Consider the following 20543-nt stretch of genomic DNA (forward strand, 5'->3'; position numbering starts at 1 on the left):
AGAGACTATGGAAAAGAAGTATATCGTTGGTATTGATGGTGGAAGCCAGAGTGCCAAGATCGTCATTTTTGATTTAGAAGGCAATATTGTGGGTGAAGGAAAAGAAGCACTGCGTCCAATGCATCTAGGTGAAGATGTTGTGGTGGAGCATCCTGGCGATGATTTATGGGATGCGCTATGCAGTGCATCGATCAAAGCGATGGATGAATTTGGTGTTCGAAAAGAAAATATCGTGGGAATCGGACTAGGTTTTATCCGCTGCTGCCGCGTGCTTTTGAAAAAGGATGGGACATTGGCTCAGCCAGTCATTAGCTGGATGGATAAGCGTACGTCCACTCCTTATATGCATGATAATCCTGAGGTTCAATACGTGACGTCAACAAGCGGCTATATCACGCATCGTTTGACGGGTGAGTTTAAAGATAATATCGGCAACAACTTTGGACAATGGCCGGTGGACTATCAGACATGGGACTGGTCGACAGATGAAGAGGTACTGAAGCAATACAATCTTCCTGAAGATATGTTATTTGAAGCGGTAAAACCGGGCGATCAATTAGGGACTGTCACGAAAGAAGCCAGCGAGAAAACAGGATTACCTGAAGGATTGCCAGTCTTTGCGACAACCAGTGATAAGGCTGTTGAAGCATTAGGTGCTGGATTGATCCAGGATTCAAGCGCGGTGGTATCTCTAGGAACATATATTTGCAGTATGATGATGGGCAAAGAAATGCCTTCGAGTGAAGCGGTTAATTATTGGGGCATCCTGTCCTCAATGCCGAATCGTTATATTTATGAAGGCTACGGCATACGCCGCGGGATGTGGACTGTCTCTTGGTTCAAAGACCTTTTAGGCGAGAAAATCAGTATTCGTTCGAATTATCAAGGCATTAGTGAAGAAGAATACTTGAATGAACAGGCTGCCAATATTCCAGCGGGCAGTGATGGTTTGATGACGAAATTGGATTGGTTGGCTAATCCTTGGGAACCATTCAAACGCGGCGTGATGATCGGCTTCAACGCTCATCATGACTATCGTTATTTATACCGTTCGATTTTAGAAGGTATTGCCTACACAATGAAAAATAATGTGACCAACATGACAGATGAAATGGGGCATCCGATCGATGAAGTTATCGTAACAGGCGGCGGTTCAAATAGTGATTTGTTGATGCAGATTTTTGCGGATGTTTTCAATTTGCCAATCAAACGCAACGTTGTTAATGGGAGTGCCAGTGTCGGCGCTGCGATCAATGCCGCAGTTGGGTTGGGAATCTATGAAACCTATGAAGAAGCCGTTGAAAAAATGGTAAAAGTAAAAGATGTTTTCACACCAAATCCAGAAAATGTAGCGGTCTATAAACAGTTAAATGAAGAAGTTTACCAAAGCTTGACTGATTACACGGATGAAGTGTTGAAGAAAACCTATCATGTGTTGCATCCAGAAAGCTAATTTCTTGAGATATAGTGAGTAATTTTCGAAGAGGCAGTTCCGTTCAAAAGGGAATTGCTTCTTTTTGATATATCGAAGATGGACTTAATGGATGGAGGAAAGTCTTAACCTTCAACAGTTAATCTGTGATGAGCTTTTTATTTTAAGTAGAATCCAAGCATATCTGAAATATGGATATATTCGTGAAAAACTGAGAAACGAAAGAAACGGAATTTCTCAACTAAGAATTATTTTAAAAATAAAACATTTGCTAGTGATTCACATCCTCAACCCTGATATAATAGAAAAAATATTTACAAAAGGGAGAGAAGCAAGTGGATAAAAAGGCGTTAAAACGATTGATCGATGTAGCAGCAGGTCATGAACCGGCTGATTTAGTTTTAAAAAATGCAACCGTGATCGATGTTTATCAAGCTGAGACGATTTTTGGCGATTTGGCGATTGTTGATGGCAAGATTGCAGGAGTCAATGGAGAGTATCAAGGAAAAGAAACAATCGATCTTAAAGGGAAATTTGTGGCGCCAGGATTTATTGATCCTCATATCCACGTAGAGTCTTCTTACGTGACACCTGAGGAATTTGGTCGCTTGTTGGTCCCTCACGGAACGACAACGGTACTGGCGGACCCGCATGAGATCGTTAATGTCCTTGGGCTGTCAGGATTGGATTATATGGTAGAGGGCGCAAAAGAAACCGCCTTGGATATTCGCTATATGATGCCTTCTTGTGTGCCTGCAACGAATATGGAAAATGCTGGAGCTGTGATAGAAGCGGCAGATATGATCTCTTCGTTTGAAAAAAATCAGGTAGATGGATTAGCAGAGTTCATGAATTTTCCCGGAGTTATCAATGCTCAAGATGAGGTGCTGGATAAACTATTAGCCGCAAAAGAACGAGGATTGCGAATAGATGGGCACTCGCCGATGGTTTTTAATGAAGAACTAAATGCCTACGCTGCGGCAGGTATTACCAATGATCATGAGTGCTCTACCGTCGAGGAGCTTAAGGATCGGATTGCTCGCGGAATGTACGTCTTCTTACGAGAAGGATCAGTAACGCAGAATTTACGAACCCTATTAAACGGAGTAACAGATAATAATTATCAGCGTTGTGTCTTATCAGCCGATGATTTGCAAGCGAAAACGATGCTAGAAAAAGGACACTTGGACAACAGCATTAGAATTTGTATTGAAGAAGGTGTTTCACCTTTACGAGCAATCCAAATGGCGACCATCAATGCGGCTCAATGCTGCCAATTAACAGATCGCGGAGCCATCGCACCAGGCTTAAGGGCGGATTTAGTTATCTTTTCTGATTTGGCTCTTCCAGAAATTGAAGCGACTTATATTGAAGGGGAGTTAGTTGCTGAAAAAGGGATCTACCTGCCAGCTGTGAAACGAATTTCAACGGAAAAGGTGCAATCAAGTGTTCATATCGATAAATTTCAAAAGGAACAATTAAAATTGAACTTGACTAGCGGTAAGGCACGAGCGATTGAAGTAATTCCGCAAGAAGCGCTAACCAATGAAGCAATTGTTTCTGTGAAAAGAGATGACCAGGGTCAGTTTGTTTTTGATCCAAAGCAAGACGTTACAAAAATCGCGGTTATTGAACGCCATCATAATACAGGCAATGCTTTTGTGGGATTATTAAAGGGGTATGGTGTGAAAAATGGCGCGATTGGATTATCAATTGCTCATGATTCTCACAATTTAATTGTAACCGGAACGAATGACGAGGATATGGCGACGGCCGTTCAGGCGCTTAAGGAGCAAGAGGGTGGTGTAGTCCTGATCGAATCAGGAAAAATCATCGGCAAGATGGCGTTACCGATCGCAGGACTAATGAGTGATCTCACTGGTGAAGAAGTGGCGGAACAGGAAGTAGAGATTAATCGTCTGGCTCATGAGGTATTAGGGATTTCAGATAAAGTTGATCCGATCATGACCTTGGGCTTTATGTCTTTAGCAGTCATTCCTAATCTGAAAATTACGGATATTGGCTTAGTTGACGTAACAAAATTTGAAGTTGTACCGATCTCAGTAGAAGAATAAAAAACTAGGAAAAAGATTCCCGACAAAAGAATCTTTTTCCTAGTTTTTATTTTTTTGGTTTAAATAATGCAGGTAAGAAAATAAAGAATGTAAGAATAAGAACACTCGCTCCAACGGTCACTACTAATTTTGGTAGTCCCAACTGAGAAGCCCCAGCAAAATTGCCAAATACATTTCCTAAAATAATCACTAAACTGACTAATAAAGTGGAGAGAACAGCTTTGCCTCGCTGACCTCGTTTTTCAAAATAATTAATAACTGAATAAAGACCCCAACCCAACAAAACTATTGTTACTGTATCCATAAGTTCCAACTCCCTTTCTTTGATGTATTCATCATATCAAGGAAGACGAGGCTAAAATACTTACAAAAGTAGTGGTAGGCTTACGATCGTGAAAGGTTGAAATAAACCGATGAAAAGAACTAGAGTCGATGTGAAAAGTAACAACGCTGCCCACTTCTCTTTAAAAGGAAAGTAGGCAGCGTTCTTTAATCTAATACTTCGCCATTATCACCAATGGAATTGTCTGAAGTTTCTTCTTCCGATTTCTCATAGTGAAAGTTTGATGTATCGTATTTAAAGTTGTATTTATTACCCAAGAAGTACTTCGCGATATGCAACGTGCGATCACTGGAACGCTCAAGATTGGAGCTGATATCGATCAATAAGACACCATCTGCGGCACGACCTTCGCCATTGGTCATTAGTTTGATATATTTCTTTCGAAGGAGCTCCACCAATTGGTTGATTTCTTCTTCACGATAAAGCATTTTTTGTGCAAGCTCGATATCGTCGTTTTCTAAAACTTGCAGTGCATCGCGAATATTTTTTAACACCTTATCGAAGAGCAGCTCAAGGTCTTCATCATGCAATAAGAAAGTTTGACGATTATTAGTTGACTTGGTTTTGTTTCGTTTATCTTTAGCCCGTTGTTTTTCTTCAAGGGCGATTGACTCTTCAACATAGCGAATGATGTTCATAGAATGGTCACCGATTCGCTCAAAATCTTTTGTAAATTCTAGCAGCATTGCTTGCTCCTGACTTTGTAAAGGTGTCAGATAAGTAGCTGAGATTTTTACTAGATATTCTGTAAGCTCAATATCACATTGATTGATAGCATCCTCATACTGAAGAACATCATCTCGCCATTCTTCTTTGGTATCATTATAATATTTACGCGCAGATTTCACGGAAGAAAGTACATAATTCCCCATTTGAATAACTTCCCCTTTAGCCTGTTCAATCGCCATAACGGAAGAGGTATGGATGATTGGTTCACTCAAGGTAACAGGGCGAATGTTCAAGTTCTTCTCGCTACCTGGAACGATCTTCTTAACGAGCATCTCAATCTGTGGAATGAACCAGAATTGAATCGCTAGATTAGAGAGGTTGAAGAGACCGTGAGCAAATGCCAGCTGCATAGCGGGATTGAGTCCCAATGAATCCGCAAAAAATATGACAACCTTGGTAAAAGGCGCCAACAGAATCGTGAAAATGACTGCTCCGACTAGATTGAAAATTACATGTGATGCAGCGGTACGTTTGGCTGCGACACTGGCTCCAAGACAAGCGATAATTGCAGTAATAGTTGTACCAATATTATCACCAAAAAGAATTGGCAAGGCAGCACCGAGGGTCACACTTCCTTGCATATATAATTGCTGAAGAATACCGATCGTCGCACTGGAACTTTGCAGAACCATTGTTAACAGCGTTCCGATTCCCACTCCTAACACTGGATGGTGGGAGACATTAATCATTAATTGATTAAATTGCGGCAAATCTTTTAGTGGATCCATGGCGGTTCCCATGAGCTTCAGCCCAAAGAAGAGAGCGCCAAAACCAAAAAGGATCTGACCGATTGATTGTAACGAATTTCGCTTTGCGAAAAAGAGCAGGATTGCTCCGACACCAATGATCGGCAGCGCATATTCGCTTAAATTAAACCCTATGATAAAAGCGGTGACAGTCGTTCCCACGTTCGCCCCCATGATAACTCCGATAGCCTGTCGTAAGGTCATGAAGCCAGCGCTAACCAGTCCTACGGCTAAAACAGTGGTACCTGAGCTGCTTTGGATCAAGCCAGTCACGATGATTCCGGCTAAAACGGCGCGAAAAGGGGTTGAAGTGAAGCGATTTAGAATTTCTCTTAGTCGGTTTCCGGCAGCTTTTTGTAAACCATCCCCTAAATATTTGATCCCGAAAAGGAAAATTCCTAGTCCACCTAAGAAGGTGAAAAGCATTTCTTGATAAGACATAATGCGTCCTCCGCTAATTTTTTTTGCATGCTACTACCAAAATAATAGATTCACAAGTAAAAAGAAAGTCTTTTATTTAAAAAAGCGCTATTTTTTTTGAAAAAACCGATTTATTTTGTCGGATTTGAAATAAATACCAGATGAAGCAGTTAAATGGATGGAATTCTTTTGAAATTTTTAGCGCTTTCAGCTACTCTTAAAGTAGTAAGAAGTTTTTTCAATCGGAATGGAACGCGCATTTTTTATAAATAGAGGAGATGTAGTCGAATGCTTTATGGAAAGAAAGATCGACGCGAGGCAAGTTACTTGGAACCGATTTTTGGTTCAGTGAATGAAGATGAATTATTACCTTCTTATCAGTTAGGTGAAAAATCTATTGAACCGCGAATTGCTTACCAAATGATCAAGGATGATCTATTAGATGAAGGAAATTCTCGTTTGAACCTAGCAACCTTCTGCCAAACCTTTATGGAACCAGAAGCAGTCAAATTAATGAGTGAGACACTGGATAAAAACATGATTGATAAATCGGAGTATCCTCGGACCGCAGAAATGGAAAATCGCTGTGTAAACATTATTGCTGATTTGTGGCATGCGCGAGGACCAGAAAAATACATCGGTACTTCAACGATTGGCTCATCAGAAGCCTGTATGTTAGGCGGTATGGCGATGAAATTTGCTTGGCGCAAGCGAGCAGAGAAACTTGGGGTAAATATCCAAGCGAAGAGACCCAATCTGATTATTTCTTCAGGTTACCAAGTTTGTTGGGAAAAATTTTGCGTCTATTGGGATATCGAGCTGCGAGAGATTCCAATGTCAGAGGACCACTTATCATTGGACGTTGAAAAGGCGTTGGAAGCTGTAGATGAATATACGATTGGAATTGTGGGAATTTTAGGAATTACCTACACAGGACAATATGATGATATCAAAAAATTAGATCAATTAGTTGAAGAATATAATCAGCAAACGCAACATAAAGTCTATATCCATGTGGACGCAGCTTCAGGGGGGCTATATGCGCCATTTGTCGAACCAAAGCTAGAATGGGATTTTCAGTTAAAAAACGTGATTTCTATCAACACTTCCGGACACAAATACGGCTTGGTCTATCCTGGCGTTGGATGGATTGTTTGGCGAGATGAAAAATATTTGCCGGAGGAGTTGGTTTTTAAAGTCAGTTATCTAGGCGGAGAAATGCCAACGATGGCGATCAACTTTTCTCACAGCGCATCTCAAATGATTGGTCAGTATTATAATTTCGTACGTTTTGGTTTTGATGGTTATCAGAGCATACATCAACGAACGCATGATGTAGCAGTTTACTTAGCGAAAAAAATCGAACGTTCACGACATTTTGAGATCATCAATGATGGTAGTCAATTGCCGTTAGTTTGTTATAAATTGGCAAAAGATGAGGCACGCAGGTGGACGCTTTATGATTTATCCGATCGGTTATTAATGAAGGGTTGGCAGGTTCCTTCTTATCCGCTGCCTAAAAATTTAGAGCATCAAATCATTCAACGAATTGTCGTGCGAAGTGATTTTGGGATGAATATGGCCTATGATTTTATTGAAGATCTGAAGGAAGCAATCAAAGAATTAGAAAATAGTCACTTAGTCTTTCATGAAGAGACTGAAATAAAAAATTATGGATTTACCCATTAATTGAATCAGAGGAGGCGTTATAAATGAAAGTTGTTTTTCATGTTGATGAGTTGGGAATGATCAGAGAGGCCCGTCATGATATCGAGCATATCCTATTATCAGAGCCAGATGCGGATATTGTACTATTGATGAATGGCGAAGCGATTCAAGGCTATTTATTGCCGCGAGTGATCAAGTTTATGAAGGAGTACCCGAATATCACCTATCAAGCCTGTCATCATTCGATGCGCACATTCCATGTCCGTTCAAAACAAATGCATGAGCAAGTGGAGATCATTGAATCTGGAGTGATCGGTTTAGTAGAGCTGCAGGAAAAAGGGTATTCTTATATTAAGTGTTAAATTATCAATCAAAACGTAAGTCCTTCCAAAAGAGGGGCTTATTTTTTTACTTTCATTAGTAAAGGATTGCTTCAAAGGTAAAGATCCCATGTTTGTTATTCTAAAATATGAAATAGGGTACACCTACTATTGAAATAAGTTATTTTATTAGGTAGTATGCAAACGGTAACTTAATTATTTAATACAGATTTAATGACGAGAGAATGAGTCATTCAGTCTAATTTTGCATGTTTAATTTGTAAAAGTTGCCATTTTAAGTAAAGGGCTTACATTGTATAGTTTATTTGTAAGCGGGAGGTAGTTATGAGACAAGAAAAAATTGTTGAATACTTATACGCAAAGAAGCAAGCGATTGCTCCCAGGGCATTAGCCGCTAAATTTCAAATATCAGAACGAACTTTGGCGAATGATATTAAATGGCTGAAGGAAATCGGGTCAAATGAAGGATTTACGGTCGAACGGGTTCGTTCAGCGGGCTATCAGTTGAAGATTCTCGACAATGTTAGCTTTAGAAGCTATCTGTCGAAATCGCAAAAGCAAGAACAGGTAGATAATTCCAGTCCGCAGGAGCGAATTAAAAATATCGAGCTATTGCTACTGTTCCATGAAGAGTACATTACGATGCAGCAGATTGCAGAATGGCTAGATGTCAGTTTGTCAACGGTCAAAGCGGATATCAAACAGGTCGAACAGTTTTGTGACAATTATGATCTGACACTCTTTAGTAAAGCCCATTATGGCTTGAAGATCATGGGTACGGAAAGTAAAAAACGGCGAGCGATCTTATATTTAATTCGTAATACGATTCATACGCCGGTTTTGACGGAAAAGTACAAGGAGTTCAATTTTGTCTTCAATGAAGAAGAGCTTCGGCAGCTTTTAAAGGAGCAATTGTTAGAAAATCAATTGAAGATTAGTGATATCGTTTTTGAAAACATCGTTCAACATATTCGCTTGTTAAGCTTTCGCATCCTGCAAAACAATACCTTGAACAGCGAAGAGTTGGAGGAGCGTACAACTAGCGATGACTATGATCGTTTGACGGAAAAATTAGTCGGTTATTTAGAAGACACCTATCAGTTGAGTTTCTCCTGTGCGGAAAAAAATTATTTAGAAGAACAACTTCGTGGGAAATTTGCTGTTTTAGATGATCCTGCTAGTAATCAGCAATTGAGACAGGCGATCGATAAATCCTTGGAATTGGTAGACCGCCGTTATCATACGAATTTTCGGCAGGATCAAGATTTAGCCAATGCGTTAATGATGCACGTAGCACCATTACTGCAACGTCTTTACACTGGTCATCAGCTGGAAAATCCGATTATTGAGGATATTTACACGCAATATGCCAATGTATTTAATGTAGCAATGGTCTTTATCAATGAACTGAATAAAGATTTAGATGCGGATATTAGCAAAGATGAGATTGGTTACGTAGCGATTTATTTCGCGGCGAGCTTAGAAAAGCAATCCAATCAAGTGATTGATGATTACCAAAAAATAGCAGTGATCTGTTCGACAGGTGGCGGGGCGGCTTATTTACTAAAAGTCAATTTGGAGCGATTGTTTAGTAATGCGAAGGTCGAAACCTTTGCCCTCAATGAAATCGAGCAAATTGATGCCAGCTTTGATCTTTTAATCTCGACTGTACCGCTGGAGCAAACCGATTTTGAGATACCGATCATTTATACTAAAACGATTTTAAGTCAGACAGAGATCACAAAGATTGAAAAAGATTTGAACCTGTTAAGAGAATCAAAAAATAAAGTTTTTGATGTACACCAGTTCATTCTCAGTTTATTTGATGAGGAATGGTTTCAGATTAATGAAGAATCTAATGATTATCTGGAGCTTTTGGAAAATGAAGGTGCTCATCTTGAAAAGTGCGGCTGGGTTGAGCGTGGCTTTAAAGAAAGTGTTTTAAGTAGAGAAAAGATGATTGATACGATTTATCAGCACGGTGTTGCAGGCCCCCATCCGATGGAGCAGGCAGCGATCAAGGAAGTCATTGATGTGATTTTACTGAAAAAACCGCTGATTTATCGGGAGAAACAAATAAGGATCATTTTTCTAATCAATATCAAAAAGGATCACTTGAGCTTGCATAAAGAAATCAGTCGTTTAATGATCAAGATGATGGATGATCCACTTTTAGATACGCAACTAACAAAAATGACGAATTTTCAAGACTTCAAGTCTTATATGAAAAGTTTAATGAAAGAAGGATAAAACAATGACCGATCAAGAAATGGATATTTTTAAAATTATTTCCGCAGCAGGAGATTCACGAGGTTCTGCTTTTGAGGCATTACGTCTCGCCCGCAAAGGAAAATTCGAGGAAGCCGAAGCGAAAATGCAGGAAGCCAAGGAAAAAAGTATCGATGCACATGATGTGCAGACCAAGTTGATCACCGGTGAGATCAATGGAGATAAAACGGAGACGAGCTTACTGATGGTACATGCGCAGGATCACTTAATGACCAGCATTCTGGCTCGAGATTTGATTGAGGAAATGATCGGTATGCTAAAGGAACAAAGCGAAGCCAAGGCTTTGCAATAAGATAAAAATTTATTAGGAGGATTTAACACATGAAAACATTACTCGTTTGTGCAGGTGGCTTTTCAACGACCATGATGATGGAGTCAATGAAAAAAGTAGTCAAGGAATCAAAAAGTTTAGATGAAAAGGATTATCCGATGGAAGCAATCGGTGTCGATAAGTTAGAACGTTACATCGATGATTACGACGTGATTTTAGTCGGTCCACAGTTGAGCCATAAATATGATTTCATTAAAGGAGAAGCTGACAAAAGTAATAAACCGACAGTGTTATTAACGTCAGACATCTACGGATCAATGGATGGTGCCACGGTTATGAAGCAGGCATTAGTCGCATACAGAAAAAATCAAGCATTAAAAACAAAATAGTTAGGAGTGTAAAAAATGGAAAATCCAAAGAAACAGGGGGCCTTCGAAAAAGTTGAAGGATTCATTCGTAAAACATTGGTTCCAATTGCAAATAAGGTTGACAGCAATCCTTACTTAACGGCGATTAAAAAAGGAATGGTCGTTATGACGCCAGTGCTACTATTGGGTTCGATCGCAGCGATTTTTCCGTCGATTCCAGAGTTTATCAAAACGCCCGGCGTTGCGAATTGGTTTGAAAATTATGGGTATATCTTTGGCATTATTTCAAAAGTTTCATTAGGTCTTGTTGGGTTGTATGCGGTATTGGCGATCTCTTATTTTTTAAGTGAACATTACAAGCTGTATACAGTTGGTTCTATGATGCTATCAGCCATAGCTTTTCTGATTGTGGCAATGGATGTTGACGACAACGGCAATATCGTTGCTAGCTATCTAGATTCAAAAGGACTCTTTACCGCCATATTCGTAGCCATTATTTCCGTTAAACTCTATCAGTTCTTCACAAAGCATAAATTGGTGATTAAGATGCCGGAAGGAGTACCGGATTTTGTTTCTAGTTCGTTTGAATTGATCACACCAACCGCTGCGATCGGAGTCTTATTTATTGTGATTCGTGCGGTGACAGATAGTCTATCTGGTGGGGTTTTACTCCCACAAGTAATCATGGATGTTTTAGCACCTGCTATTGGCAGCTTGGATTCATTGTGGATCATTTACTTTGTATTAGTTTTACGTTTGGTTTTCTGGTTCTTTGGGATTCACTCAGCCGTATTATCGCCGATCTTATCACCAATTGCGGTACAGTATTTGTCAGAAAACATTGCTGCTCACGAAGCGGGGGAACCACTACAGCACGTAATTACAAATGGAACATTGTCAGCTTTTGCAAACTTCTCAGGATCAGGCGTTACGATCGGGTTAGTTTTAGCAATGCTGATCAGTAAATCTTTACGCTATAAAAAAGTCGGAGCAGTTGCTTTGCTGCCTTCGCTGTTTGGGATCAATGAGCCGGTGCTCTTTGGTGTGCCGATTATCTTGAATCCTGTTTTGATGATTCCATTTATTTTCGGCGGTGCTCTAGTTGGAATGTTCCCGATGATTTGCATGAAGCTTGGTTTATTGAACTTTCCAATCTTTGATCCGCCATATGTTCCAGTATTTATGGAGGGCTTTCTGACTGGTTTTGACTGGCGAGCGATCATTATTCAGGTGATTCAAGTGGCGATGTCTTTTGGTTTATATTTGCCATTCTTTAAAGTTTTAGAGAAGCAAGAATTAGAACGTGAAGCATTATTAGAAGCTGAAAAAGCCAATTCTGTCATTTCAGATGACGATGAACAATATTTAACCGATATTGATTTCTAGCCAAAAAGGACAGCTTGGACTGTCCTTTTTGCTTTAAGGAGCACAACGAATGAAAGTAGAAAAATTACGCAGAAAATTAGCTGAAGAAAAACTGGATGGATTACTGGTAACGGATAAAATTAATCGCCGCTATTTATGTGGCTTTACTGGATCGAACGGTCTTTTGTTAGTTACTGAAAATGCGCTGCAATTATTTATTGATGGACGGTATACGCAACAGGCTCAGCAGCAAACGCAAGGGGTCGAAATTTGTGAAATTCCTGTTGGCGCCAGCCTAATTGAAGTATTACGACCTTTTGTTAAGGGGGCTGTATTCGGTTTTGAAGCAGGGACGATTACTTATCAAAGCTTTATTAATTTTCAAGCTTTAATGGGAGCAGTCGGCGGACGATTAGTTGCAACAAAGAATATGATCGAAGAATTACGCATGATCAAAACACCAGAGGATCTATCTGCAATCAGACAAGCGGCCAAAATCGCTGATCAAACACTAGAAATGATTCTACCATTGATTCGCACAGGTATGACAGAGTTAGAATTGGCCAACGAGATCGATTATCGCAGCAAAAAACTTGGTAGTGAAGGTCCTGCCTTTGAGACAATCGTAGCCTCTGGCCCGCGAACGGCTTTGCCCCATGCCCATGCAAGCAATAAAAAAATTGAAGCAAACGAGTTAATTATGATTGATTTTGGATCGATCCATCAAGGTTATTATTCAGATATTACACGAACTTTTGCATTTGGCGAAGTGGACAACGAAATCATAGAAACGTATCAAAAAGTTCTAACCGCTCAAAAACAAGCGATTGAGACAGTCGCTTTAGGGAAGCCATTAGGAGAAATTGATCAGGTTGCACGCCTTGTCTTAGAACAAGAAAATCTGGCGCAGTATTTCAGCCACAATCTTGGTCATGGAATCGGACTATCTTGTCATGAATATCCAGCCTTAGCTCCAAGTGAAACGCTATTAATCGAAAAAAATATGAGCTTTACCATTGAACCAGGAGTGTATTTACCAGAGAAGACTTTTGGCATTCGGATTGAAGATGATGTTGCGGTAAACGAATCGGGACACGCTGAAATCCTAACGTATTTTAACAAGGAGTGGATGACAATTGACTGCAAACGATAAATTATTGATGAAATTATCTGACTTAGATGCATTGCCAGGACAAGAAGCACAGGTCCAGCAAGCATTGCAGGAAACGATTCAAGGTCCGGTAACAAAGGATTCATTTGGAAATTTGTATTTTGGAGATTTAGAGACCAAAAAGAAAAAAATCGCGCTCTATGCACATATGGATGAGGTAGGATTTTTCGTTCACCGCATTACAGAAGATGGTTTTGTCTATTTCTACCCAATTGGCGGTTGGTGGGGACATGTGGTTTTAGGACAGCAGGTCAGGGCAACATGTCGCAAAAATGGTGCAATTTTGGAAGGAATCGTGGGGACATTGCCCAAAACTAGCCACAAAATGACAGAGGTTGTGCCGATCAATCAAATGTATATCGATTTTGGTGTTCATTCAAAATCAGAATTAGAAGAAGCCGGTCTGCAGATCGGTGATATGATTTTACCGAATACAAAAGCAAGAAAAAGCTTTAATCAACAGAAAATCATCGGCAAAGCGTTGGATGACCGAGTGGCATGTACGATCATGGCGCAAGTCAAAAATCAGGCAGAAACAAAAAAGATCGAAGTGATCGGTGTTGGGACGGTTCAAGAAGAAGCCGGGACTAGAGGGTCTAAAGTCGCTGCCGCTCAAGTGGATGCAGACATTAATATCGTTATTGATGTTGCTAATGGGAAGGATACACCACATGCTGCAGATTTTCCAAATCGTATCCAAGGAAATGGTCCAGGCTTGGTTTTAGCAGATAAAACAGCGCTAGGAAACATCAAATTATTGGACTACTGTAAAGAAATTGCTGAAAAAAATCATCTCCCATGGCAATATGACCTACTTGGCGGTGGCGGCACAGACGCTGGGTCCGTCCAATTATTTGCTGGCAAGCCAACGTTGGTCTTCTGCGTACCTGTTCGTTATTGTCATTCATGGAACTCGATAGTTGAAATTTCTGATGTAGAAGCAACAATTGATTTACTTTCAGCAGTTATCTGTTCATTAGACGAAGGAGGACTTGAGCTTGAGCAATTTTAATCAGCAGCGTTCGCGTTACGGTACGTATTCTACCCAATGGGATTATGTTCAAGATCGCTTTGGCGAAAAAGATCTATTGCCATTTTCTATTTCGGACACAGATTTTATGCTTCCTGATGGGACGATCGAGGTTTTAAATCAAGCGGTTACTCGTGGCTTCTTCGGTTATACCCGTTGGAATCATTTGGATTATAAACAAAGCATCAGTCATTGGTTCCAACAGGAGTTTGATTGTTGGATCGACCCCGAATGGTGCGTCTATTCTCCCAGTGTGATCTATAGTCTGTCGGTATGTATCCAATTATTGAGTCAAAAAAATGATAAAATTATCACCTTAACCCCCTGCTATGATGCGTTTTTTAACTGTATCGGCGGTAATGATCGTGAATTAATCACTTTTTCACTAACAAACGTCAATGAACAGTTCACAATTGATTTCACGGCGTTGGAAAAAGTTTTTGCAACTGAAAAACCAGCGATCTTTTTATTGTGCAATCCTCATAATCCAACCGGTCGAGTATTTACTCAAGATGAGCTCACTCGCTTGATTTTCTTGTGTAATCAGTATCAAATTGCCATCATCAGCGATGAGATTCACATGGATGTGCGTCGCCCGGGGAAAAAACATTTGCCAATCTTAGCATTTATAGAGCAACTCGAGACTCCAGTGGTTTTATTATCTTCAGCGTCTAAAACCTTCAATTCTCCTGGGCTAGGCGGGTCTTATGGAATTTTTTTTGAAGCTGCATTACGAGAAAAATTCTTGAGTGTTTTGAAGGGGCGTGATGGCTTGTCTTCGATTCCTTATCCTGCATTGCTTGCAACGATGGATTGCTATAACAATCAGAAAAAATGGGTGGAAGAGTTGAATCAGACCATTGATGCCAATTTCTTAGAGTTGAAAAGAGTTCTTGCTAGCGATTCACGAATTCAGTTTGAGATTCCCGAAGCTACCTATCTAGGTTGGATCAATATTGAGCAATTACCTTATACAATGGAAGAACTACAAACAGTTTTAGTCAAACAGGAAAAGGTAGCGATTATGAAAGGGGAGACTTACGGACCAGAGGGTGAAAGGTATCTTCGGTTCAATTTAGGTGCTCCAAAAGAAAAAATCATTGATGGCGCTGAACGTTTGATGCGAGCGATTCAAAGTTTAGATCAAAAATTCTCTTAATTTTTTTCTCTCATTTGTTAAAATGGAGTAAAAGTGAGGATGATTCTAATTAGCACAGCCATTGTAATTCTCCATGAAATCTATGGTATTAATGATTTCATGCTGGATCAAATCAAGTATTATGAACAGAAGGGATTCACTGTTTACTCTCCTAATCTTTTGAAGCGGGCTTCTTTTTCTTATCAGGAGGCGGAACAGGCATACGAGTATTATTATGCTCATTACTCGGAGATCAAAATTTTCACTTTCAATTATATTAAAAAAATATCTCAGCTCCATGAAACGGTCTATCTTTTGGGCTTTAGCGTTGGTGGCACACTTGCATGGCTTTGTGTTGATGAGGTGGAATGTGCTGGGGTGATTGCCTGTTATGGTTCGCGAATAAGAGACCATTTACAAATTATGCCAAAGTGCCGGACACTGTTGCTTTTTTCTCAAGAACCCGCTTTTTCAATAGAGAAAACAGTGAGAAGTTTAGAAGGAAAACAGCACACGACTGTTCGTTTTTTTACGGCAAAGCACGGTTTTCTAGATTCCTATTCTGCAAATTATAATCCTGATACTGCAAAAGCGGCACAGCAGGAAATTATTTGCTTTTTGAATGAAACATTTGAGTAGCTAAAATAAAAGCAGAGAAGCAGCCAATAATTCTTGGCTTACTTCTCTGCTTTTTCGTTCCATTTTTTGGGGCTCCAAATATTTCCTTCTAATGCGACCTGTAAACTTTCATTGTCATCTTCTAATTGTTCGATATATTTAACCGCCTCATCGATGATAAATTGGTACTTCTCATCAGAAATTGCATTCAATTGTTCCTGCAGCCATGTATTTCGCATTTACTTCACCTCAAAAGCAGTGTAGCATAGAATTAGTTGATATCTCGTGTGGGATGCTTGGGAGGAAATTTACAATGAAGATAAATGAAAGCGTTCTTATTGAAGTGGAGGCAGAATTAGCTGCAGCAAAAATCGAATTGGAACGATTAGAGCATTTAGCCTTTTCCAGTGAGTTGAAAGAAGAACGGATTAAATCACTAAAACAGGAAATTCAGCAGGCTGAGCGTTTGTTAGAAATGCAAGCAGATATTTAGCCTTCTCATTTCTTCGATGGTAAAATAATTTTAGAGACACTAGGTGCCTATTTTATCAATAGAGGAGGATTTGTTATGGCAAATAACGACGAACTAAAAGGTAAAGTAAACGAGGCAAAAGGAAAAGTGACCGATGATGAAACGACCGAATTAAAAGGGAAGTTCCAACAAGGCTTCGGTAAAGCAAAAGACAAGGCAAAAGAAACAGCAGATGATGTTGCTGGTAAAATCAACAAAAAGCTCGACAAAGAAAAAGAAGATTAATTTATTAAGACCTGCTGCGGCGGGTCTTTTTTTGGTTAAACATTCCTTATGATCAACAAAGCAATTCATGAAGTTAGCAGTTTAAAGCGATCAATCAGCTGGGACTATTGGATGAAAGCCTTCTTTGTTTGCTATATAATACTATTAAGAAGAAAAATGAAAGGTTGAGGTTGACGTGTCGCAAACTGCATTATTGGTTGTGGATATACAAAAAGGAACATTAGCACCATTGATTGGAAAAGAAAATTTTTTGGAAAATGTGAATGGATTGATCGATTATTTTCATAAAGAGGATCTTCCGATCGTTTTTATAAAAAAGGCTGGGTATGGTGAACTTTCGCAGAAATTACGCCGTGAACCGGATGATCTAGTGATTTCAAAGGTTCAAATGAATACATTTAAAGCACCAGAATTCCGATCGATCATTTCTAAACATTATTTTCGGAAGTTTGTGGTAGTTGGCTTGATGAGTAATGCGTGTGTCCAAAGTACGTGTAAAGGGGCTTTGGCAGAAGATTATCCTGTGACATTAATTGAGGATGCTCATGATTCTGTTATTAAACCAATGCGAAATATTTGGAATAGGAGGTTACATGATCTAGGTGTAACGATTATGACTACTAAAGAGTATATAGAAAAGTAAAAGGAGTGACTAGTTGTGCGTATTTTAATAGTTGGTGGTAAGGGAACGATCGGTCGAGCAATTGTTGAAAAATTGGAGGAACATCACGAGCTGATTATAGCTGGAAGAACAAGTGGCGATGTACAGGTGGACTTAACATCTGTGGAGAGTATCGAAACAATGTTCAAGAAAGTTGGACATGTAGATGCGATCGTAAATGCTTCAGGAACAGCCAAATTTCAACCAATAGAAGAAATGACCCCTGAAGATAATCTAGTGGCGGTACAAAGCAAGCTGTTAGGACAGATCAATCTGGCATTAATTGGACAAAAATATTTACGACGCGATGGCAGTATTACATTAACGACAGGCATCATGAAGGACGATCCGATTCCAGGTGGGGCTTCAGCAGCAATGGCTAACGGTGGTGTGGCAGCTTTTGTAAAATCAGCAGCCATTGATTTTACTCACGGGATTCGCATCAACTGTGTCAGCCCCAATGTTTTAGTAGAGTCCTATGATAAATTTCAAGATTCCTTTAGAGGGTTTGTACCTGTACCAGCAGAGCGCGTGGCAATGGCATTTGTAAAAAGTGTCGAAGGAAAACAAACAGGACAGGAATATCGGGTGTATTAAAAAAGCTTTTTAATAGTTTAGGGGGGAGAAAATGAAAAAGAAATTGATAGGATGTTTGGCGTTACTGTTTTTATTAAATCTGTTTATTGGAGTAGGTTTAAATGTTCATAATGTATCAGCAAATCAAATAAAAGAAACAATTGCTAGTACTCAAACAACAGATTCGCGGGTAGAACCTTCAACTGAGTTATTAGAAAACACAGAGAATAACCAAACGACAACAGACAATTCGATGAGCAGCGGAGTGGAAGAAAGCTCTTCAGCTGACCTGGATCAAGAAACTGAGCTTTTCAATACAGAAGAAAGAGTAGGCGTTAATTATCAAACAAAGGCAGACGGCAGCTGGTTGGCAGAAGTTTCTGATGGAGTGGTTTCAGGAATACCCGATGTTTCTTCATTAAAGGGACTACAGGCGATCAAAATTTCTCTTAAAAATACTAGTGAATCTTCCAGTGGGATTGTCTATGAAAGTTACAGTAAACCTGATGGTTGGGTTGAACATGGAAACCCAAAGAAAAATGGGGAGGTTTCTGGAGATATCTCCTATATTGAAGCAATTCGAATTCATCTTACCGGAGCGATTTCTGATACTCACTGGGTGTATTATCGTATTCAAACCGAAAAATTTGGTTGGTTAGGTTGGGCAAAGAATGGCGAGGATGCTGGAACAATTGGCTATGATGAAGCTGTTCGCGGAATTCAAATCCAATTAATTGAGAAAGGCAAAAAGCCTAGTGAGGATAGTGATAAAAAGGCATTTAGCGAATATCAAGATGTCAATGTTAAGTATAAAACCCACGTTGAATCTATAGGTTGGCAAGAACAAAAAATCAACGGCGAGATTTCAGGTGCGGCTGGTCAAAACAAACGAATAGAAGGAATTCAGATCTCGGTGGATCATTTACCAGAAGGGATTACGGGAGGAATTCGCTATCGGACCCATGTAGAATCCATTGGCTGGCAAGATTTTAAAGAAAATGACGAAGTAGCCGGAACTACCGGACAAGCTAAGCGGATTGAAGCAGTTCAGATTGAACTAACTGGAAAATTGGCACAGTATTATGATGTCTATTATCAAGTATTTAGCCAAAGCTTTGATTGGCTAGGTTGGGCGAAAAATGGGGAGAAGGCAGGGACAGAAGGATTCGCATATCGTTTAGAAGGGCTCAAGATTCTTATCGTTAAGAAAGGTCAGGCTGCACCTGGCTCTACTGATCGTAATTTTATCAAGTATAAGCTTCCAAAAGTAAGCTATCGCACACATATTCAATCCATTGGTTGGCAAGGTCAAAAATCCAATGGACAACTGTCAGGCACCACTGGACAAGCCAAACGATTGGAAGCGATTCAATTACAATTATCCGATATGCCAGAATCTTTAAAGGGTGGAATACAATATAGAACACATGTACAAAATTATGGCTGGCAAGGAATGGTATCAAATGGAGTTCAAGCGGGTACGACGGGTCAGGGCAAGCGCTTAGAGGCAATCCAGATAAATTTAACAGGTGATGCAGCCAAGCATTATGACATCTACTATCGCACCCATTGTCAAACTATTGGCTGGTTAGGTTGGGCAAAAAATGGGGAAAATTCTGGAACAGAAGGATTTGCTTATCGATTAGAAGGGATTCAAGTGGTTGTAGTGAAAAAAGGCACTGCAGCACCTGGCTCAACGAATCGAGGATTTATAAAATTCAAAATTCCTAAGGTAAGCTATCAAACCCATATTCAGTCGATTGGCTGGCAAGGTCAAAAAACGAATGGACAACTGTCAGGCACCACTGGACAAGCGAAACGACTGGAAGCAATACGATTAACACTATCCGATTTGCCGATCTCTTTAAATGGAGGGATTCAATACAAAACTCATGTCCAAAGTTATGGTTGGCAGGGGATGGTGTCAAATGGAGCGCAGGCAGGTACGACTGGACAAGCCAAGCGTCTGGAGGCAATCCAGATAAGCTTAACTGGAGATGCAGCCAAGCATTATGACATCTACTATCGTACCCATTGTCAGAACTTTGGTTGGTTAGGCTGGGCAAGAAATGGTGGGAATTCTGGAACAGAAGGCTTTGCCTATCGATTGGAAGCGATTCAGATTGTTATAGTTAGAAAAGGGACTGCGGCACCTGGAAGTACAGCTAATGCTTTTAAGAAACAGGTTTCTAAAATTCCACAAGTCCAAAATTTATTGAATAAGAAATATAGAAATGGAAACTATGGAATCTATGTATTGGATTTAAAAGCAAATCAGACAGCTGCCATCAATGGGACAACGAACTTCACCGCTGCAAGTACGGCAAAGCTTCCGAATATCTACTATACACAAAAATTAATAAATGAAGGAAAAGTTTCTTTAAATCGTCAATTACAATACACCTCTTGTTTGTGGCAAGATAAAGGTGGTTCTTTCCAGCGTTAGTTGAAAATCCGCTTTTTTCTCATCCATTCTAATTGAATGGTCTTTTTCCTTAACGTTTCAAAGCTACAACGACCATACATGATTCTTTTGATGACTTTC

General features: G+C 39.8%; 21 protein-coding genes. 18 read left to right on the forward strand and 3 right to left on the reverse strand.

Annotated features, from left to right (window positions below; all coding sequences use genetic code 11):
- The first annotated feature begins 7 nt into the window (after positions 1 to 7).
- The 3 genes from KQI58_RS19385 (at position 8) to ade (ending at position 3507) form a co-directional block, all read left to right on the forward strand.
- A complete protein-coding gene (locus KQI58_RS19385; RefSeq protein WP_216410617.1) occupies positions 8 to 1453 on the forward strand; it encodes an FGGY-family carbohydrate kinase in 1446 nt (481 codons plus the stop codon).
- A gap of 91 nt (positions 1454 to 1544) precedes the next feature.
- Positions 1545 to 1775 (forward strand): hypothetical protein, encoded by a 231-nt coding sequence (locus KQI58_RS19390; RefSeq protein WP_216410618.1) that lies wholly within the window; start codon positions 1545 to 1547, stop codon positions 1773 to 1775.
- Positions 1768 to 3507 carry an adenine deaminase gene (ade, locus tag KQI58_RS19395; protein WP_216410619.1) on the forward strand — a complete coding sequence of 580 codons (1740 nt, stop codon included), beginning with the start codon at positions 1768 to 1770 and terminating at the stop codon, positions 3505 to 3507. Before KQI58_RS19390 ends, ade begins: the two co-directional genes overlap by 8 nt.
- A 46-nt stretch (positions 3508 to 3553) precedes the next feature.
- Here the strand turns inward: ade and KQI58_RS19400 are convergent, their stop codons facing one another.
- Positions 3554 to 3811 carry a hypothetical protein gene (locus KQI58_RS19400; RefSeq protein ID WP_216410620.1) on the reverse strand — a complete coding sequence of 86 codons (258 nt, stop codon included), beginning with the start codon at positions 3809 to 3811 and terminating at the stop codon, positions 3554 to 3556.
- Positions 3812 to 3996: 185 nt separating this feature from the next.
- Positions 3997 to 5766 (reverse strand): Na/Pi cotransporter family protein, encoded by a 1770-nt coding sequence (locus KQI58_RS19405; protein WP_216410621.1) that lies wholly within the window; start codon positions 5764 to 5766, stop codon positions 3997 to 3999.
- 267 nt (positions 5767 to 6033) lie between these two features.
- On the opposite strand from KQI58_RS19405, the gene KQI58_RS19410 reads away from it, so the two are divergent.
- From KQI58_RS19410 to KQI58_RS19455, 10 genes are all read left to right on the forward strand, one after another.
- Positions 6034 to 7434: a glutamate decarboxylase gene (locus tag KQI58_RS19410; RefSeq protein WP_216410622.1), complete on the forward strand. Its 1401-nt coding sequence runs from the start codon at positions 6034 to 6036 to the stop codon at positions 7432 to 7434.
- A gap of 23 nt (positions 7435 to 7457) precedes the next feature.
- Positions 7458 to 7775, forward strand: coding sequence for a DsrE family protein (locus KQI58_RS19415; protein ID WP_216410623.1), 318 nt, complete (start codon positions 7458 to 7460; stop codon positions 7773 to 7775).
- A 303-nt stretch (positions 7776 to 8078) separates the two neighbouring features.
- Positions 8079 to 10004 (forward strand): BglG family transcription antiterminator, encoded by a 1926-nt coding sequence (locus tag KQI58_RS19420; protein WP_216410624.1) that lies wholly within the window; start codon positions 8079 to 8081, stop codon positions 10002 to 10004.
- Between the two features lie 4 nt (positions 10005 to 10008).
- Positions 10009 to 10335 (forward strand): PTS lactose/cellobiose transporter subunit IIA, encoded by a 327-nt coding sequence (locus KQI58_RS19425; RefSeq protein ID WP_048718802.1) that lies wholly within the window; start codon positions 10009 to 10011, stop codon positions 10333 to 10335.
- Positions 10336 to 10364: 29 nt separating this feature from the next.
- Complete coding sequence (locus KQI58_RS19430; RefSeq protein ID WP_016178834.1) at positions 10365 to 10703, forward strand: PTS sugar transporter subunit IIB; 339 nt, start codon at positions 10365 to 10367, stop codon at positions 10701 to 10703.
- A gap of 15 nt (positions 10704 to 10718) precedes the next feature.
- A complete protein-coding gene (locus KQI58_RS19435; protein WP_216410625.1) occupies positions 10719 to 12068 on the forward strand; it encodes a PTS sugar transporter subunit IIC in 1350 nt (449 codons plus the stop codon).
- 49 nt (positions 12069 to 12117) lie between these two features.
- Positions 12118 to 13200, forward strand: a complete 1083-nt coding sequence (locus KQI58_RS19440) for a M24 family metallopeptidase (RefSeq protein WP_216410626.1) — start codon at positions 12118 to 12120, stop codon at positions 13198 to 13200.
- Positions 13184 to 14230, forward strand: a complete 1047-nt coding sequence (locus KQI58_RS19445; RefSeq protein ID WP_216410627.1) for a M42 family metallopeptidase — start codon at positions 13184 to 13186, stop codon at positions 14228 to 14230. Before KQI58_RS19440 ends, KQI58_RS19445 begins: the two co-directional genes overlap by 17 nt.
- Positions 14217 to 15407: a MalY/PatB family protein gene (locus KQI58_RS19450; RefSeq protein ID WP_216410628.1), complete on the forward strand. Its 1191-nt coding sequence runs from the start codon at positions 14217 to 14219 to the stop codon at positions 15405 to 15407. Before KQI58_RS19445 ends, KQI58_RS19450 begins: the two co-directional genes overlap by 14 nt.
- Before the next feature lie 39 nt (positions 15408 to 15446).
- On the forward strand, positions 15447 to 16025 hold the full coding sequence (locus tag KQI58_RS19455; protein WP_216410629.1) for a dienelactone hydrolase family protein: 579 nt from the start codon (positions 15447 to 15449) through the stop codon (positions 16023 to 16025).
- 38 nt (positions 16026 to 16063) lie between these two features.
- Here KQI58_RS19455 and KQI58_RS19460 read toward each other — a convergent pair whose 3' ends face one another.
- Positions 16064 to 16243: a hypothetical protein gene (locus KQI58_RS19460; RefSeq protein ID WP_216410630.1), complete on the reverse strand. Its 180-nt coding sequence runs from the start codon at positions 16241 to 16243 to the stop codon at positions 16064 to 16066.
- Positions 16244 to 16317: 74 nt separating this feature from the next.
- Here KQI58_RS19460 and KQI58_RS19465 point away from each other — a divergent pair, with 74 nt between their 5' ends.
- From KQI58_RS19465 to KQI58_RS19485, 5 genes are all read left to right on the forward strand, one after another.
- Positions 16318 to 16497: a hypothetical protein gene (locus KQI58_RS19465; RefSeq protein ID WP_216410631.1), complete on the forward strand. Its 180-nt coding sequence runs from the start codon at positions 16318 to 16320 to the stop codon at positions 16495 to 16497.
- Between the two features lie 75 nt (positions 16498 to 16572).
- Positions 16573 to 16761, forward strand: coding sequence for a CsbD family protein (locus KQI58_RS19470; protein ID WP_016178826.1), 189 nt, complete (start codon positions 16573 to 16575; stop codon positions 16759 to 16761).
- 175 nt (positions 16762 to 16936) lie between these two features.
- The gene (locus KQI58_RS19475) at positions 16937 to 17404 is read left to right on the forward strand and encodes a cysteine hydrolase family protein (RefSeq protein ID WP_216410632.1); all 468 of its coding nucleotides are present in this window, start codon (positions 16937 to 16939) and stop codon (positions 17402 to 17404) included.
- A gap of 15 nt (positions 17405 to 17419) precedes the next feature.
- A complete protein-coding gene (locus tag KQI58_RS19480) occupies positions 17420 to 18019 on the forward strand; it encodes a short chain dehydrogenase (protein ID WP_216410633.1) in 600 nt (199 codons plus the stop codon).
- A 31-nt stretch (positions 18020 to 18050) separates the two neighbouring features.
- A complete protein-coding gene (locus KQI58_RS19485; RefSeq protein WP_216410634.1) occupies positions 18051 to 20444 on the forward strand; it encodes a serine hydrolase in 2394 nt (797 codons plus the stop codon).
- The last annotated feature ends 99 nt before the right edge of the window (positions 20445 to 20543 follow it).

It is taken from the genome of Enterococcus raffinosus, assembly GCF_018917525.1.
Classification (GTDB): Bacteria; Bacillota; Bacilli; order Lactobacillales; family Enterococcaceae; genus Enterococcus_A; species Enterococcus_A raffinosus_A.